Source organism: Streptomyces sp. PH10-H1 (assembly GCF_030063355.1).
Classification (GTDB): domain Bacteria; phylum Actinomycetota; class Actinomycetes; order Streptomycetales; family Streptomycetaceae; genus Actinacidiphila.
This window is the reverse complement of record NZ_JASISZ010000009.1, coordinates 13609-28841: the sequence shown is the minus strand read 5'-3', so window position 1 is coordinate 28841 and position 15233 is coordinate 13609. Positions and strand designations below refer to the sequence as shown.

The window sequence follows — 15233 nt, the reverse complement described above, 5'->3', positions numbered from 1 at the left end:
GCAGGATCGGACCCATGTCCGATCACAACGAGGCTGTTCCCTATGACGCGCTGCTCCTGCTGTCCTTCGGCGGACCGGAAGGACCCGACGACGTCGTCCCGTTCCTGGAGAACGTCACGCGCGGCCGCGGCATCCCGCGCGAGCGGCTGAAGGAGGTCGGGCAGCACTACTTCCTCTTCGGCGGGGTCAGCCCGATCAACGCGCAGAACCGTGAGCTGCTCGACGCGCTGCGCAAGGACTTCAGCGAGCACGGACTCGGCCTGCCGGTCTACTGGGGCAACCGCAACTGGGCGCCGTACCTCGTCGACACGCTGCGGGAGATGACCGACGACGGCCACCGCCGCATCCTGGTGCTCGCCACCAGCGCCTACGCCTCGTACTCCGGCTGCCGGCAATACCGCGAGAACCTGGCCGGCGCCCTCGCCGAGCTGGCGGCCGAGGGCCGGCCGGTGCCGCGGGTCGACAAGCTCAGGCACTACTTCAACCACCGCGGTTTCGTGGAGCCCATGACCGACGCGGTGCTCACCGCGCTCGGCGAACTGCCCGCGGACGTCCGGGACGGCGCCCACCTGGCGTTCACCACCCACTCCATCCCGACCACCGCCGCCGACACCTCCGGCCCGGTGGAGGGCCACGGGGACGGCGGGGCCTACGTGGCACAACACCTGGACACCGCGCGGGTGATCGCCGACGCGGTGCGGGAGGCGACCGGCGCCGACCACCCGTGGAAGCTCGTCTACCAGTCGCGCAGCGGATCCCCGCAGATCCCGTGGCTGGAGCCGGACATCTGCGACCACCTCGCGGAGCTGCACGCCGACGGCGCGCCCGGCGTCGTCATGGTGCCGATCGGCTTCGTCTCCGACCACATGGAGGTCACGTACGACCTCGACACCGAGGCGGCCGCCAGGGCCGCCGAGCTGGGGCTGCCGGCCACCCGCGCGGCCACCGTGGGAGCCGACCCCCGGTTCGCCGCGGCCGTGCGCGATCTGGTGCTGGAGCGGGCGGCGAGCGAGCGGGGCCTGGCGCCGCGGCCCTGCGCGCTGGGCGCGCTCGGCCCGAGCCACGACGTCTGCCCGGCGGGCTGCTGCCCGTCCCGGAGCCCCAAGCCCGCCGTCGCGGGCATCGACTGAGGAGAGCCGTGAGCACCGAACTGCTGGAGATCGCGCTGGAGGCCGCCCGCCGGGCGGGCGAACTGCTGCGCACCGGCCGGCCCGCCGACCTCGGGGTGGCGGCCACCAAGAGCAGCCCGATCGATGTCGTCACCGAGATGGACATCGCCGCCGAGAAGCTGATCACCGAACTGATCGCGGAACACCGCCCCCACGACGGCTTTCTGGGCGAGGAGGGCACCGAGAGCGCGGGCACCAGCGGCGTGCGCTGGGTCATCGACCCGCTCGACGGCACCGTCAACTATCTGTACGGGCTGCCCTCCTGGGCGGTGAGCATCGCGGCCGAGCAGGACGGCGAGACAATGGTCGGGGTCGTGGCGGCCCCGATGCGCGGCGAGACCTACCGCGCCGTGCGCGGACAGGGCGCCTACGTCAACGACACCCCGGCCCGGCCGCGCCCCGTGCCCGAATTCGCGCACGCCCTGGTCGGCACGGGGTTCGGCTACCTCACCGAGCGCCGGGTGGCCCAGGCCGAGGTGCTGCGCACCCTGCTGCCGAAGGTGCGCGACATTCGGCGCGGGGGATCGGCCGCGATCGACCTGTGCGATGTGGGCTGCGGACGCCTGGACGCCTACTACGAGCGCGGCCTGAATCCATGGGACTTCGCGGCCGGCGCCCTCTTCGCCCGCGAGGCGGGCGTCCTCACCGGCGGACGCCCGGGGCAGGCCCCGTCGAACGAGCTGACCGTCGCCGCCGGACCCGGCCTCTTCGAGCCGCTCCAGGACCTGCTGGAGAGCCTGGGCGCCTGGCACGACTGACCGGTCCCCGCAGGATCGCCCGCGTGCGGCGGGCGGACACGGAGGCGCCCCGGCACCAGGGAGGTGTCCGGGGCGGGCCGACGGCCGGTGCGCTGCCGTTCTGGGTCGGGGGTCAGGTTGGGCGGCCTGGCCTGGCGTGCTGGTCAGGCGACCTTGGACTGGATGTTCACGCCATGTTCGGCGGCCAGTCGGCGCAGATCGTCGAGTTCGCCCTGTTCGACCTCGGCGAGAAACTCGTCGCCGGCCTCACGGGCGTGGTGGAGGTCGGATTCAGTGCTGTGTATCCGCTGCAGGATTCCGGTGGTGAATGCGTCCATCAGCTGGCGCCCCCTCGTCGTCGTCGTTGACACGGGGTGTGTCAAAGCCCCGTACGGCGCGGCTGGAAGCGCGTCAGGGCCTGGTTGGTGGGTGTACGACGGGTCCTCCCCGGGCCCGGCGGAGGAGAAACCTCAACCGGACGACGAATTCCGGTCCGGTCGGCACTTACATCCGATTTACGGCCGTCCGGTGCAGGATGGGGGCACATTCGTACTGCTCACGGAAGGACAGCGCCTTGCGCGTACTGGTCGTCGAGGACGAGCAGCTGCTCGCCGATGCGGTTGCCACCGGACTTCGCCGCGAGGCCATGGCCGTCGACGTCGTCTATGACGGCGGCGCCGCCCTGGAGCGGATCGGGGTGAACGACTACGACGTCGTGGTCCTGGACCGCGACCTTCCGGTCGTCCATGGCGACGACGTCTGCCGGCAGATCGTCGAACTGGGGATGCCGACCCGGGTGCTCATGCTGACCGCCTCGGGCGATGTCAGCGACCGGGTCGAGGGGCTGGAGCTGGGTGCCGACGACTATCTCCCCAAGCCCTTCGCGTTCAGCGAGCTGACCGCGCGGGTCCGCGCGCTGGGCCGCCGTACGACCGCGGCCCTGCCGCCGGTCCTGGAGCGGTCCGGCATCAAGCTGGACCCGAACCGCCGCGAGGTCTTCCGGGACGGCGCGGAGGTCCATCTGGCGCCGAAGGAGTTCGCGGTGCTGGAGGTGCTGATGCGCAGCGAGGGTTCGGTGGTCTCCGCCGAGCAGCTCCTGGAGAAGGCGTGGGACGAGAACACCGACCCGTTCACGAACGTGGTGCGGGTGACCGTCATGACCCTGCGCCGCAAGCTCGGCGAGCCCCCGGTGATCGTCACCGTGCCGGGCTCCGGATACCGGATCTGACCGGCGTGGCCACCACCGACGCGTCCCCGCCGCATCCCCCGCCAGCCCCCTCCAAGCCCGGCTGGGACCCGATTCCGGTGGAGAGCGCGCCGCCGTGGCTGCGGCCGACCATCCGGATACGGCTGACGGTCCTGTACGGCGGGATGTTCCTGATCGCCGGCGTCCTGCTGCTGTGGATCATCTATCTGCTGGCCGCGCAGGCCCTGCACACGGGCAGCGAGCCCGTCTTCAAACTCGTCGAGGGCAGCCGGGTGCAGCTCACCAGCAATGCCTGTCCCGGCCTGTCCGGCAGCAGCTCGCCCGACCAGTTCAACCTGACCTTCACCCAGTGCATGCAGCAGCAGCGCGAGCTGGCCCTCAACACGCTGCTCAGACGCTCCCTGATGGCCCTGATAGGGCTGACCGTGGTCGCCTTCGCCTTCGGCTACGTCATGGCCGGGCGGGTGCTCTCCCCGCTGGGCCGGATCACCCGCACCGCACGCGGCGTGGTCGGCTCCGACCTCAAGCGCCGGATCGAGCTCGACGGCCCGGACGACGAGCTCAAGGAGCTCGCCGACACCTTCGATGACATGCTCGACCGGCTGGAGCGCTCCTTCGACGCGCAGCGACGCTTCGTCTCCAACGCCTCGCACGAGCTCCGTACGCCGCTGGCGATCAACCGCACGCTCCTGGAGGTGCAGCTGGCGGACCCGGAGGCGTCGGCGGACCTCCAGCAGCTCGGGAAGACCCTGCTGTCCACCAACGAGCGCAGTGAGCAGCTCGTGGAGGGCCTGCTGCTGCTCGCCCGCAGCGACAACGAGATCGTGCACCGCAAGCCGGTGGACGTCGCGGAGGCGGCCTCCCATGCCCTGGACCAGACGCGCGTGGAGGCGCAGGCCAAGGGCGTGGAGCTGCGCAGCACGCTGGGGGTCGCGGTGGTGCAGGGCAACGGCGTGCTCCTGGAGCGCATCGCGCTGAACCTGGTGCAGAACGCCGTCCGGTACAACGCGGCCGACGGCTGGGTCGAGGTGACGACCGGCACGGAGGCCGGCCAGGCCCTGCTGATCGTGACGAACACCGGCCCGGTGGTCCCCGCCTACGAGGTCGACAACCTCTTCGAGCCATTCCGCCGGCTGCGTACGGAGCGGACCGGCAGCGACAAGGGCGTCGGGCTCGGCCTGTCCATCGCGCGCTCCGTGGCGCGCGCCCACGGCGGCTACATCTCGGCGGAGCCGAGGGAGGGTGGTGGGCTGGTCATGCGGGTCGTCATTCCGATCTGATCCCGGTCCGGTCACGTCCGGCCGCGGCCCTTCCGGAGTCTTCGGAACCCCTCGGGAGGGTCGGATCGTGTTCGCTTTGCGAGTAATTTCTCGGTCTGCGAATCGCCGGACGGCGGTGTGATTGATCACACCCGGGATTCCGGCCTCGCCTACACTGTGTGATCACTACGCGGCGAAAAAAGACCGGAAAATACATGTTTCCGCTGGTCATGATCACGGGAAGTACACGTGTTGGCGCGAGTGATGTGCGACTTTCGGACCGGAACAGGTCCTGATCGGCCACCGCCGCGATCGCCTCTTCGGGGGTGACGTTGGGTGTCGATTGAGTAACAGGCCTTGAGGTGAGGCAAAATCTCCGCCTCAGGTCGGGCACAAGTCCGGCCTCCCGCGCGTTACGTGCGCTGAGACACCAGCAGACACCCATAGGGGGAGAGCGACACATGGCTACGGATTACGACACACCACGCAAGACTGACGATGACGTCAATGAGGACAGCATCGAGGAGCTCAAGGCTCGCCGGAACGAGAAGTCCACGTCCGCGGTGGACGTCGACGAGTTCGATCAGGCCGAGTCCCTCGAGCTGCCCGGCGCCGATCTCTCCAATGAGGAGCTCTCGGTCCGGGTGCTGCCCCGGCAGGCCGACGAGTTCACCTGCATGACCTGCTTCCTCGTGCACCACCGCAGCCAGCTGGCGGGCGAGGCCAAGAACGGCGACCCCATCTGCCGCGACTGCGCGGCCTGAGGCAGCGGGCAGCCGTGAAGGGCTCGCCGGAGGGCCGGGAGGACGACGAGCGGGGCCGCGCGGCCTCGCTCGCGGCCGCCATAGGCCGCGGGGTGAAGAGCGGGGCCAGGAAGGGCGGCAATGGCGCGAGGGCCGGTATCGGCTCGCTCGCCGAGCGGCTCATCGAGGCGGCCCCGCGCATCCCCGTGCGTGACCTGGAGACACTGCGCAAGCAGTTCCCGGGTCTGGGTCCCGAGGACATCGCGGACAAGCTCATCGCCGGTGCCGTCAAGGGCACCATGACCGTCGGCGCAGGTGTGGGCGCGGCAGCGATGCTGCCGACCCCGCCCGCGATGCCGGCAGAACTGGCCGCCGAGACGTTCGGCGTCGCGGCGGTCGAGTACAAGCTCATCGCCGAGCTGCACGAGGTCTACGGGCTCCGTGCGGCCGGCACCGTACGGGAGCGTGCGACCGCCTATCTGTGGTCGTGGACCGAGCAGCGCGGCATCGACGTGCTCAAGCTGTCCTCGGTCAATGTCGCGCTCGGCGGCAGAATGAAGAAGGAGCTGCGCCAGCAGCTCGTCAAACGCACGGTGCGCCACCTGCCGACCCTGACCCCGTTCATGGTCGGCGCGGCCGTCGGCGCCGTGATGAACCGGCGCGACACCAGAAAACTCGCGGAACGGGTCCGCAGGGACCTGCGCGCCGCCCAGATCCCCTGGGAGGCGCTGCCACTGCCCGAGCTGCCGGGGAGCCCCCGGCCTCCGGCTATCGAGCCCTGAGGGCCTCCAGGGCCTGTGCCAGGCGCTCCGGGGAGCGAGTCGACAGATAGACATACGGAGTCGGGTCGGCCGGATCCGTGATCTCGATCTTGAGCGCGGTCGGCACATAGCTGCGCAGCAGCATGAAGGCGCGCGGATTTGCCTTGTGGGTGCGCCAGGCGACCGTCTCGGCCGGGTCGAGCACCGTGGCCTCGCCCAGTGCCCCGACCGGGATCCTCGCCTCGCCCGCGACCAGCGAACCGGCCACCACGCGGATACGCGCCGAGCCGTACGAACTGATGCCCATCGCTGCCAGCGCGACCCCGCCGACCAGGCCCGCCAGCATCGCCGGCGCGCCGAACGGGAACAGGATCAGCGCGAGCGAGAAACCGGCCCCGACGGCCAGGAGCCACCAGGAGCGCGGGACGGTGAGGCGTTCGTCGTAGGGCTGCATGGCATCCAGCTTGGCAGACGCCCGCCCTTCCCCTGCCTTCGGCGGGGGCCTCGTGCCGGCCGCCACCCTTCAGAGCATCACGCCTCGCGCGGGCCCGCCCGTTCCGGCGGCTTCCCGCTACTTCCCGCGCAGCCGCTCCACCGCCCGCGCGACGCGGGGCGGGGCCGTGCGCAGGCCGGTCGCGAGCTGCTTGGCCCAGTCCGCCGCGGCGGTCGGGGCCACCGCGTCCAGGGCCGCCGTCGAGCGGGCGGAGCCGCCCACCAGGTAGCGCGGCAGGGGACGGCGGGCGCTCAGCGCCTTGAGGACGGCCAGGGCCACCGGACGCGGCCCCGGCAGCTGGCGGGCACCGCGCACCACCTGGTCGGCGGAGGCGTACTGGTCGCGGTAGGCCGAGGTCCGGTCACCGGGGAGCAGCCCCGCGCTGTGCTCCCAGATCCCGGTGCGGTGCGAGCCGGGCTCGATCAGCACGACCTTCACGCCGAACGGCGCGGTCTCCATGCGCAGCGCGTCGGTCAGCGACTCCAGGCCCTGCTTGCTGGCGCAGTACCAGCCGAGCATCGGCAGCGAGACCCGGCCGGCGATCGACGAGATGTTGATGATCCGGCCCTCGCGGCGCTCCCGCATCGCGGGCAGCACCAGACGGGCGATGCGCGCGGGGGCGACCAGGTTCGTCTCCAGCTGGCGCCGCACCTGCTCGTCGTCCACGTCCTCGACGGCGCCGGGCTGGGCGAAACCCGCGTTGTTGACCACCGCCCACGGGCCGCCGTCCGTCAGCATCGCGATCTCGGTGAACGCCTGGACGCAGGAGGTCGCGTCCGCCACGTCCAGCAGCACGGTGCGCACCGCCGCCCCGGTGCGTTCCACCACCGCTCGCAGCGCCCCGGCCCTCTCCGGCGTACGTACCGTGCCGATCACATCGAATCCGGCGTGCGCGAGTTCGAGGGTGATGGCGAGGCCGATGCCTCGGCCGGCTCCGGTGACGACGACGGACTGAGGACTCATGTGCGCTCCGGTCAAGGTGGTGTGGAAGCCGATACGGGTCAACGGACGACCGACGGGAAAGGATCCCGCAGGAGGGTAGGGTCTCGGGCGTGAGTGGAGCTACCGCATCCGAGAGCCCTGGCCGGCCGGGCCTGAAGCCGCCGCCAGACGCCGCCCTGCCCGTTCGGCATCCCGGTGCGCCCGCGCCCGGTGAGCTGCTCGGGGCGCACTACGACCAGTGTTTCGGCTGCGGCGAGGGCCTGCCGCACGGACTGCACCTGGAATCCCGTGCGGGTGACGGCGTGAGCGTCACCGCCGAGTTCACCGTACAGACCGCCCACCAGGGCGCGCCGGGCCTCGCGCACGGCGGCGTACTGGCCTCGGCGCTGGACGAGACGCTCGGCTCGCTGAACTGGCTGCTGCAGGTCATCGCGGTGACCGGCCGGCTGGAGACGGACTTCGTCCGCCCGGTGCCGGTCGGCACCACGCTGCACCTGCGGGCGCACTGCCGCGCGGTCGCCGGACGGAAGATCTACAGCACCGCCGAGGGCCGGATCGGCGGCCCCGACGGCCCGGTCGCGGTCCGCGCGGAAGCGCTCTTCCTCGAGGTGAAGCTCAACCACTTCACCGACAACGGCCGTCGCCAGGAGATCCAGGCCGCGATGGCCGACCCGGACCAGGTCAAGGTCGCCCGCGCCTTCGAGGTGAACCCATGAGTGAAGCAGTACGACGTCCCGTGGACGTTCTCATCCGCCGTCTCGACGACTCGGTGCCCATCCCGGCGTACGCGCACCCGGGCGACGCGGGAGCCGACCTGGTGACCACCCGGGCCGCGGAACTCGCGCCCGGTGAGCGCACCGTGCTCCCCACCGGGGTGTCCATCGCGCTCCCGGACGGGTATGCGGCCTTCGTGCACCCCCGGTCGGGCCTCGCGGCCCGGTGCGGGGTGACCCTCGTGAATGCCCCGGGAACCGTGGATGCCGGGTACCGTGGGGAGATCAAGGTGATCGTGGTCAACCTGGACCCGCGCGAGAGCGTGCGGTTCGAACGGGGAGACCGGATCGCCCAACTGGTCGTCCAGCAGGTCGAACGGGTCCGCTTCCATGAGGTCGCGGAACTTCCCGGTTCTGCCAGGGCCGCGGGAGGCTTCGGCTCCTCTGGGGGGCATGCCGCCGCAGGTGGCGCCTCCGACGGCCAGACCAGTAATGGATTCGCTTCGGTCGTTGCAGACCGGGAAGGACAGTGACCGTGTTCCGTCGTCGTCGCAAGGAGCGCGAAGACGCCCTCGACGAGCTCGAGGGCGCGAGCCCGGACGAGCTGGCCGAAGACGCCGAAGACGCCGGGGAGTCCGACGACTCCGGCGCATCGGGTCGGTACAACCTTCCGCCCGCCGCCAGGCCCGACGGGCCCTGGGACCTGCGCGAGGTCACGGAGCCCGGCGAGGGCCGGGTCGACCTCGGCGGACTGTTCGTCCCCGGTGTCGAGGGCATGGAGCTGCGGGTGGAGGTGGCCGGCGAGTCGATCGTCGCCGCGACCGTGGTGCTGAACGACAGCGCTGTCCAGCTCCAGGCGTTCGCCGCCCCGAAGTCCGAGGGCATCTGGGGTGAGGTGCGCGACGAGATCGCGTCCGGCATCACCAAGCAGGGCGGCATCGTTGATGAGATCGAGGGCTCGCTGGGCTGGGAGCTGCGGGCGCAGGTGCCCGTACAGCTGCCGGACGGTACGAACGGCGTGCAGCTGGTCCGCTTCATCGGCTGTGACGGTCCGCGCTGGTTCCTGCGCGGGGTCATCTCCGGCCAGGGCGCGGTGCAGCCGCAGGCCGCCGGACTGCTGGAGCAGGTCTTCCGCGACACCGTGGTCGTGCGGGGCGATACCCCGATGGCGCCGCGCGACCCGATCGTGCTGAAGCTGCCGAACGACGCTCAGATGGTGCCCGAGGGCATCACGCAGGAAGAGTCCGAGGGGCCGAAGTTCGGCGACGGGCTCGACCCGATGCGCCGCGGGCCGGAGATCACCCAGATCCACTGACACTCGCGTCGGAACACCGACCGCCCGGCTGAGGGCCGGACCCATGAACATGGGTCCGGCCCTTCGTCGTTTCCGGTTGTTTCCGGCTGCTTCCGTTTGTTTCCGCAGGTCAGTGCGGGTTACGTCAAGGACTCGTCAATGCGGCGGCGCCAGCCGTATGAGAGCTGTCAAGGGATCGCTCAGCCGCTCGGATCGGCTGTTACCTGAGGGAGTCCGCAGTTCCGATCCTGATCTAGGAGCACACGATGGCCGACGTGGCCTTCGTCGTCACCACAATCGCGGTTTTCGCGCTGGTGGCAATCATCGCCAAGGGGGTGGCAAAGCTGTGAGCGCCGAGAACATCGTCGGTCTCGTGGTGGCCGTCGCCCTACTGGGTTATCTGGTCGTCGCCCTCCTGTTCCCCGAGAGGTTCTGACACCGTCCATGAGCCCGATACTTGCGCAACTGCTCCAGGTCGTGGCGCTGGTCGCCGCACTGGCCCTGGTGTACCGCCCGCTCGGCGACTACATGGCCGCCGTGTACAGCTCCAAGAAGCACCTGCGCGCGGAGCGGTGGATCTACCGCTGCTTCGGCGCGAACCCCGACGCCGAGATGCGCTGGCCGTCCTATCTGAGGGCGGTGCTGGCCTTCTCCGCGGTGGGGGTGCTCTTCCTCTATCTGCTGCTGCGGATGCAGAACCACCTGCCGATGTCGCTCGGCTTCAAGGCGGTCGCACCCGACCAGGCCTTCAACACCGCGGCCTCGTTCGTGTCGAACACGAACTGGCAGTCGTACATGGGCGAGACGACCATGGGTCATCTCTCCCAGACGACCGGCCTCGCCGTGCAGAACTTCGTCTCGGCGGCGGTCGGCCTGGCCGTGGCCGTGGCCCTGGTGCGCGGCTTCTCCCGCTCCAGGACCGGTGACCTCGGCAACTTCTGGTCCGACATGGTGCGCGGCACCGTACGGATCCTGCTGCCGATCGCCTTCATCGCGGCGATCGTGCTGGTCGGCTTCGGCGCGATCCAGAACTTCGCCGGCTGGCACGAGGTGACCACGCTCTCGGGCGGCCACCAGACGATCACCGGTGGCGCGGTCGCCTCGCAGGAGGCGATCAAGGAACTGGGCACGAACGGCGGCGGCTTCTACAACGCCAACTCGGCCCACCCGTTCGAGAACCCGGGCGCCTTCACCAACCTCTTCGAGATCTTCCTGATCCTCGTCATCCCGTTCTCGCTGACCCGCACCTTCGGCCGGATGGTCGGCAGCGTCAAGCAGGGCTACGCGATCCTCGCCACCATGGGCATCATCTGGCTCGGCTTCACCGTGCTGATGAGCTGGGCCGAGTTCGCCCACCCGGGCTCCGCGTCGCAGCTCGCGGGCGGCGCGATGGAGGGCAAGGAGCAGCGCTTCGGAGTGGGGGGCTCCGCGCTCTTCGCGACCAGTACGACCCTGACGTCGACCGGCGCGGTCAATTCGTTCCACTCCTCGTACAGCGGGCTGGGCGGCGGCATCGCGCTGCTGGGCATGATGCTCGGCGAGATCGCGCCCGGCGGTACGGGTTCCGGCCTGTACGGCATGCTGATCATGGCGATCATCGCGGTGTTCATCGCCGGGCTGATGGTGGGACGCACCCCCGAGTACCTGGGCAAGAAGATCGGCACCCGCGAGATCAAGTTCGCCGCGTGCTACATCCTCATCACCCCGGCGCTGGCGCTCTGCTTCACGGCGGCGGCCATGGCGCTGCCCGCCCCGCCGACGTCGATGCTGAACAGCGGGCCGCACGGTTTCTCCGAGGTGCTGTACGCGTACACCTCGGGTGCCAACAACAACGGCTCCGCCTTCGCCGGCCTGAACGCCAACACGCAGTGGTACAACACCACGATCGGACTGGCCATGCTCCTCGGCCGCTTCCTGCCGATGGTGTTCGTGCTGGCGCTGGCCGGCTCGCTCGGCGAGCAGAAGCCGGTCCCGGCCACCGCGGGCACCCTGCGCACCGAGAAGCCGCTGTTCACGGGCCTGCTCGTCGGCGCCATCCTGATCATCACCGGCCTTACCTACTTCCCGGCGCTGGCCCTCGGCCCGCTCGCTGAGGGGCTGTCATGAGCACCGTTACTCCTGTACGACCCGCGTCCGAGGACGAACGTCCCGCGGCGCAGGACCACCAAGGCCGGGTGTCGGGCGGCCTGTTCGACCCGGCCCAGCTGCTGCGGTCGCTGCCCGACGCGCTGCGCAAGCTAGACCCGCGCGTGATGGTCAAGTCGCCCGTCATGTTCGTGGTTCTGATCGGCTCGGTGCTCACCACCGTGCTCGCGGCCACCAACCCCGGCTCGGGCTTCGGCTGGGCGATCACCGGCTGGCTGTGGCTGACGGTCGTCTTCGCGAACCTCGCGGAGGCCGTCGCCGAGGGCCGCGGCAAGGCGCAGGCCGATACGCTGCGCAAGGCCAAGACCGACACCGTCGCGCGCCGGCTGAACGGCCGCGCAGAGGAGAGCGTCCCGGGCGCCGAACTGCGCGTGGGCGATCTGGTGGTCTGCGAGGCCGGCGACATCATCCCCGGTGACGGTGACGTCGTAGAGGGCGTCGCGAGCGTCGACGAGTCGGCCATCACCGGCGAATCGGCCCCGGTCATCCGGGAGTCCGGCGGCGATCGCTGTGCGGTCACCGGTGGCACCAAGGTGCTCTCCGACCGCATCGTCATCAAGATCACGACAAAGCCGGGCGAGACGTTCATCGACCGGATGATCGCCCTCGTCGAGGGCGCCTCACGGCAGAAGACGCCGAACGAGATCGCGCTGAACATCCTGCTTGCCTCGCTCACCGTCGTCTTCCTGCTCGCGGTCGTCACCCTGCAGCCGTTCGCGGTCTACGCGGGCGCCGAGCAGTCGATGATCGTGCTGGTCGCGCTGCTGGTCTGCCTCATCCCGACCACCATCGGGGCGCTGCTGTCGGCGATCGGCATCGCGGGGATGGATCGGCTGGTGCAGCGCAATGTGCTGGCGATGTCAGGGCGTGCCGTCGAGGCCGCCGGAGACGTCTCCACGCTGCTGCTGGACAAGACCGGCACCATCACGCTCGGCAACCGCCAGGCGTCCGAGTTCGTGGCCGTCGCCGGAGCGTCCGAGGCAGAACTGGCGGACGCCGCGCAACTGTCGTCGCTGGCCGACGAGACACCCGAGGGCCGCTCCATCGTCGTGCTGGCGAAGGAGCGGTACGGACTGCGGGCCCGCCACGAAGGCGAACTGAGCCATGCCGAGTTCGTGCCCTTCACCGCCCAGACCCGTATGTCGGGTGTGGACGTGGACGGCCGCAAGGTCCGCAAGGGCGCGGCCTCAGCGGTCACCGCCTGGGTCACCGAGCGCGGCGGCCGGGTGGACGGGGACGCGCAGCGGGCCGTCGACGGCATCTCGTCGGCCGGCGGTACGCCGCTGCTCGTCGCCGTCGAGGACACCGAGGGCGCGCGGGTCCTGGGCGTCATCCACCTCAAGGACGTGGTCAAGGAGGGCATGCGGGAGCGGTTCGACGAGCTGCGCCGGATGGGCATCAAGACCATCATGATCACGGGTGACAACCCGCTGACGGCGAAGGCGATCGCCGAGGAGGCGGGCGTCGACGACTTCCTCGCCGAGGCCACGCCCGAGGACAAGATGGCGCTGATCAAGCGGGAGCAGGCGGGCGGCAAGCTCGTCGCGATGACCGGCGACGGCACCAACGACGCTCCCGCGCTGGCCCAGGCGGACGTCGGTGTCGCCATGAACACCGGCACCTCGGCCGCCAAGGAGGCCGGGAACATGGTGGACCTGGACTCCAACCCGACCAAGCTGATCGAGATCGTGGAGATCGGCAAGCAACTGCTGATCACCCGTGGCGCGCTGACGACGTTCTCCATCGCCAACGACGTCGCGAAGTACTTCGCGATCATCCCGGCCATGTTCGCGGTGGCCTACCCGGGCCTGGACAAGCTCAACATCATGCACCTGGCCACGCCCGAGTCCGCGATCCTGTCCGCCGTCATCTTCAACGCGCTGATCATCATCGCGCTGGTGCCGCTGGCCCTCAAGGGCGTGCGGTACCGGCCGATGGGCGCCGACCGGATGCTCCGCCGCAACCTGGGCGTCTACGGACTGGGCGGCCTCATCGCCCCGTTCATCGGCATCAAGATCATTGACCTGCTCATCTCCCAGATCCCCGGCCTGAGCTGAATCGAAGGCGTGCCGACATCATGAACACTTCCGTACGCAGCACCGCCCGGCTGATGTGGGGCGCCTTCCGCGCCCTGCTGGTCCTCAGCGTCATCTGCGGCGTGCTCTACCCGCTCGCCGTCACCGGTATCGCGCAGGCGGCCTTCAACAACCAGGCCAACGGCTCGCAGGTGAAGGCCGACGGCAGGGTCGTCGGCTCCACGGTCCTCGGCCAGACCTTCGACCTGCCGAAGAAGAATCCGGCCGACGCGGCCGAGTCGGTGGCTCCCGACCCCAAGTGGTTCCAGCCCCGCCCCTCGGCGGCCGACGCGGGCGCCGGCGCGGGGGCCTACGACCCGACGTACAGCGGTGCGTCCAACCTCGCGGTCACCGGCAAGGCGCTCACCGATCTGGTGCGGCAGCGCAAGAAGGACGTCGCGGCGTTCAACGGGGTCACCACCGGGCAGGTCCCGGCGGACGCGGTCACCGCGTCCGCCTCGGGCCTCGACCCGGACATCTCCCCGGACTACGCCAGGATCCAGATCGCCCGGGTCGCCAGGGCCAACCACCTGACCGACGGCCAGGTGCTGGCGCTCGTCAAGAACCACACCGACGGGCGGCCGCTCGGCATCCTGGGGGAGGCCAAGGTCAACGTCCTGGAGCTCAACATCGCCCTGCACAAGCTGGCCGGCTGACGGGCCGCGGCGCCGACGCGCCGAGCGGTGCGGCACGCCGAAACCTTTGCGGGACCCACCCGGTGGCCGGATACTGTTCCGGCCACCGGGTGAGCCGTACCACCGGGTGATCCGTAAGGTTCTTGACCGGGTGGATAGGCTCCGGCTGCCACCCGGGTACCCGCAGCGGTACGGCCTGAGCGACGGGGTGCGGCTGACGGCCAGGGGTGGCGGACGGCCGCGAGTGGCCACAACGGGGTGTGGCCCGGCGATCCGGGCCAGGAGGGGGACAACGCATGAGCGAGCAGTCGACCGGGCACGCGGGGACGGCCGTGGCGGACGGCCCGGCGTCCGGCGAGATGGTCGTCGTCGAGAATCTGCGCCGTACCTACGGCAGCGGGGAGACGGCCGTGCACGCGCTGCGCGGCGTCTCCTTCAGCGTTCCGCGCGGTGAGCTGGTGGCTCTCAAGGGCCGTTCCGGATCCGGCAAGACCACCATCCTCAACCTGGTGGGCGGCCTGGACTCGCCGGACGCCGGCCGGATCACCCTGGACGGCACCGACCTAGCGGAACTCGGGGACAACGGCCTGCTGGCGCTGCGCCGCGACCGTATCGGCTTCGTCTTCCAGTCCTTCGGACTGATCCCGATCCTCACCGCCGCCGAGAACGTCGGCGTCCCGATGCGGCTGCGCAAGGTCCCGCCGCGCGAGCGCGAGGAGCGCGTGGAGCTCCTCCTGTCGCTCGTCGGCCTCGCCGCCCACGCCGCCCAGCGCCCCGGCGAGCTGTCCGGCGGCCAGCAGCAGCGCGTCGCCATCGCCCGCGCGCTGGCCAACCGGCCCGTCCTGATCATCGCGGACGAGCCGACCGGCCAGCTCGACGCCGAGACCGGTCTCGCTGTCATGGAATTGCTGCGCGCCGTCGTCCGCGGCGAGGGCGTCACCGCCCTGGTCGCCACCCACGACGAGCAGTTGCTGGCACTCGCCGACCGGGTGCTGGAACTGCGCGACGGCCAGATCGTCGATGAGGGCTGATCCCTCCACCGTCGGTGCCGGATGCCACT

General features: G+C 70.5%; 17 protein-coding genes. 14 read left to right on the top strand and 3 right to left on the bottom strand.

The window, feature by feature from the left end:
* The first annotated feature begins 14 nt into the window (after positions 1-14).
* Positions 15-1130 carry a ferrochelatase gene (locus QMK24_RS08410; RefSeq protein ID WP_283464666.1) on the top strand — a complete coding sequence of 372 codons (1116 nt, stop codon included), beginning with the start codon at positions 15-17 and terminating at the stop codon, positions 1128-1130.
* An 8-nt stretch (positions 1131-1138) separates the two neighbouring features.
* The gene (locus QMK24_RS08405) at positions 1139-1927 is read left to right on the top strand and encodes an inositol monophosphatase family protein (protein WP_502962541.1); all 789 of its coding nucleotides are present in this window, start codon (positions 1139-1141) and stop codon (positions 1925-1927) included.
* A gap of 143 nt (positions 1928-2070) precedes the next feature.
* Here the strand turns inward: QMK24_RS08405 and QMK24_RS08400 are convergent, their stop codons facing one another.
* Positions 2071-2244 (bottom strand): hypothetical protein, encoded by a 174-nt coding sequence (locus QMK24_RS08400; protein WP_283464665.1) that lies wholly within the window; start codon positions 2242-2244, stop codon positions 2071-2073.
* 236 nt (positions 2245-2480) lie between these two features.
* Here QMK24_RS08400 and QMK24_RS08395 point away from each other — a divergent pair, with 236 nt between their 5' ends.
* The 4 genes from QMK24_RS08395 (at position 2481) to QMK24_RS08380 (ending at position 5897) form a co-directional block, all read left to right on the top strand.
* Entirely contained in the window at positions 2481-3134 is a 654-nt protein-coding gene (locus QMK24_RS08395; RefSeq protein WP_283464664.1) for a response regulator transcription factor, read from the top strand.
* 5 nt (positions 3135-3139) lie between these two features.
* Positions 3140-4393, top strand: coding sequence for a sensor histidine kinase (locus QMK24_RS08390; protein ID WP_283464663.1), 1254 nt, complete (start codon positions 3140-3142; stop codon positions 4391-4393).
* A 440-nt stretch (positions 4394-4833) separates the two neighbouring features.
* The gene (locus tag QMK24_RS08385) at positions 4834-5136 is read left to right on the top strand and encodes a DUF4193 domain-containing protein (RefSeq protein WP_138356502.1); all 303 of its coding nucleotides are present in this window, start codon (positions 4834-4836) and stop codon (positions 5134-5136) included.
* A complete protein-coding gene (locus QMK24_RS08380; protein ID WP_502962543.1) occupies positions 5046-5897 on the top strand; it encodes a hypothetical protein in 852 nt (283 codons plus the stop codon). Before QMK24_RS08385 ends, QMK24_RS08380 begins: the two co-directional genes overlap by 91 nt.
* On the opposite strand, the gene QMK24_RS08375 is transcribed toward QMK24_RS08380, so the two are convergent.
* On the bottom strand, positions 5884-6330 hold the full coding sequence (locus tag QMK24_RS08375; RefSeq protein ID WP_283464662.1) for a DUF3093 domain-containing protein: 447 nt from the start codon (positions 6328-6330) through the stop codon (positions 5884-5886). The two genes, QMK24_RS08380 and QMK24_RS08375, sit on opposite strands and share 14 nt — an antisense overlap.
* Positions 6331-6447: 117 nt before the next feature.
* Complete coding sequence (locus tag QMK24_RS08370; RefSeq protein WP_283464661.1) at positions 6448-7332, bottom strand: SDR family oxidoreductase; 885 nt, start codon at positions 7330-7332, stop codon at positions 6448-6450.
* Between the two features lie 89 nt (positions 7333-7421).
* On the opposite strand from QMK24_RS08370, the gene QMK24_RS08365 reads away from it, so the two are divergent.
* The 8 genes from QMK24_RS08365 (at position 7422) to QMK24_RS08330 (ending at position 15204) form a co-directional block, all read left to right on the top strand.
* The gene (locus QMK24_RS08365; RefSeq protein WP_283464659.1) at positions 7422-8027 is read left to right on the top strand and encodes a PaaI family thioesterase; all 606 of its coding nucleotides are present in this window, start codon (positions 7422-7424) and stop codon (positions 8025-8027) included.
* Complete coding sequence (gene dut / locus QMK24_RS08360) at positions 8024-8557, top strand: dUTP diphosphatase (protein ID WP_283464658.1); 534 nt, start codon at positions 8024-8026, stop codon at positions 8555-8557. Before QMK24_RS08365 ends, dut begins: the two co-directional genes overlap by 4 nt.
* A 2-nt stretch (positions 8558-8559) precedes the next feature.
* A complete protein-coding gene (locus QMK24_RS08355) occupies positions 8560-9339 on the top strand; it encodes a DUF3710 domain-containing protein (protein WP_283464657.1) in 780 nt (259 codons plus the stop codon).
* Between the two features lie 325 nt (positions 9340-9664).
* Positions 9665-9754, top strand: a complete 90-nt coding sequence (gene kdpF / locus QMK24_RS08350) for a K(+)-transporting ATPase subunit F (protein ID WP_283464656.1) — start codon at positions 9665-9667, stop codon at positions 9752-9754.
* An 8-nt stretch (positions 9755-9762) separates the two neighbouring features.
* On the top strand, positions 9763-11424 hold the full coding sequence (gene kdpA / locus QMK24_RS08345) for a potassium-transporting ATPase subunit KdpA (RefSeq protein ID WP_283464655.1): 1662 nt from the start codon (positions 9763-9765) through the stop codon (positions 11422-11424).
* Positions 11421-13520 (top strand): potassium-transporting ATPase subunit KdpB, encoded by a 2100-nt coding sequence (kdpB, locus tag QMK24_RS08340; RefSeq protein WP_283464654.1) that lies wholly within the window; start codon positions 11421-11423, stop codon positions 13518-13520. The genes kdpA and kdpB overlap by 4 nt, the downstream gene beginning before the upstream one ends.
* 20 nt (positions 13521-13540) lie before the next feature.
* Positions 13541-14194, top strand: coding sequence for a potassium-transporting ATPase subunit KdpC (kdpC, locus tag QMK24_RS08335; RefSeq protein ID WP_283464653.1), 654 nt, complete (start codon positions 13541-13543; stop codon positions 14192-14194).
* Between the two features lie 275 nt (positions 14195-14469).
* Positions 14470-15204, top strand: a complete 735-nt coding sequence (locus QMK24_RS08330; protein WP_283464651.1) for an ABC transporter ATP-binding protein — start codon at positions 14470-14472, stop codon at positions 15202-15204.
* The last annotated feature ends 29 nt before the right edge of the window (positions 15205-15233 follow it).

Coding starts and splice junctions, on each gene's coding strand:
- QMK24_RS08330 (WP_283464651.1), top strand. CDS start 14,470: ATGAGCGAGCAGTCGACCGGGCACGCGGGGACGGCCGTGGCGGACGGC.
- QMK24_RS08385 (WP_138356502.1), top strand. CDS start 4,834: ATGGCTACGGATTACGACACACCACGCAAGACTGACGATGACGTCAAT.
- kdpA (WP_283464655.1), top strand. CDS start 9,763: ATGAGCCCGATACTTGCGCAACTGCTCCAGGTCGTGGCGCTGGTCGCC.
- kdpC (WP_283464653.1), top strand. CDS start 13,541: ATGAACACTTCCGTACGCAGCACCGCCCGGCTGATGTGGGGCGCCTTC.
- QMK24_RS08370 (WP_283464661.1), bottom strand. CDS start 7,332: ATGAGTCCTCAGTCCGTCGTCGTCACCGGAGCCGGCCGAGGCATCGGC.
- QMK24_RS08410 (WP_283464666.1), top strand. CDS start 15: ATGTCCGATCACAACGAGGCTGTTCCCTATGACGCGCTGCTCCTGCTG.
- dut (WP_283464658.1), top strand. CDS start 8,024: ATGAGTGAAGCAGTACGACGTCCCGTGGACGTTCTCATCCGCCGTCTC.
- kdpB (WP_283464654.1), top strand. CDS start 11,421: ATGAGCACCGTTACTCCTGTACGACCCGCGTCCGAGGACGAACGTCCC.
- QMK24_RS08400 (WP_283464665.1), bottom strand. CDS start 2,244: ATGGACGCATTCACCACCGGAATCCTGCAGCGGATACACAGCACTGAA.
- QMK24_RS08375 (WP_283464662.1), bottom strand. CDS start 6,330: ATGCAGCCCTACGACGAACGCCTCACCGTCCCGCGCTCCTGGTGGCTC.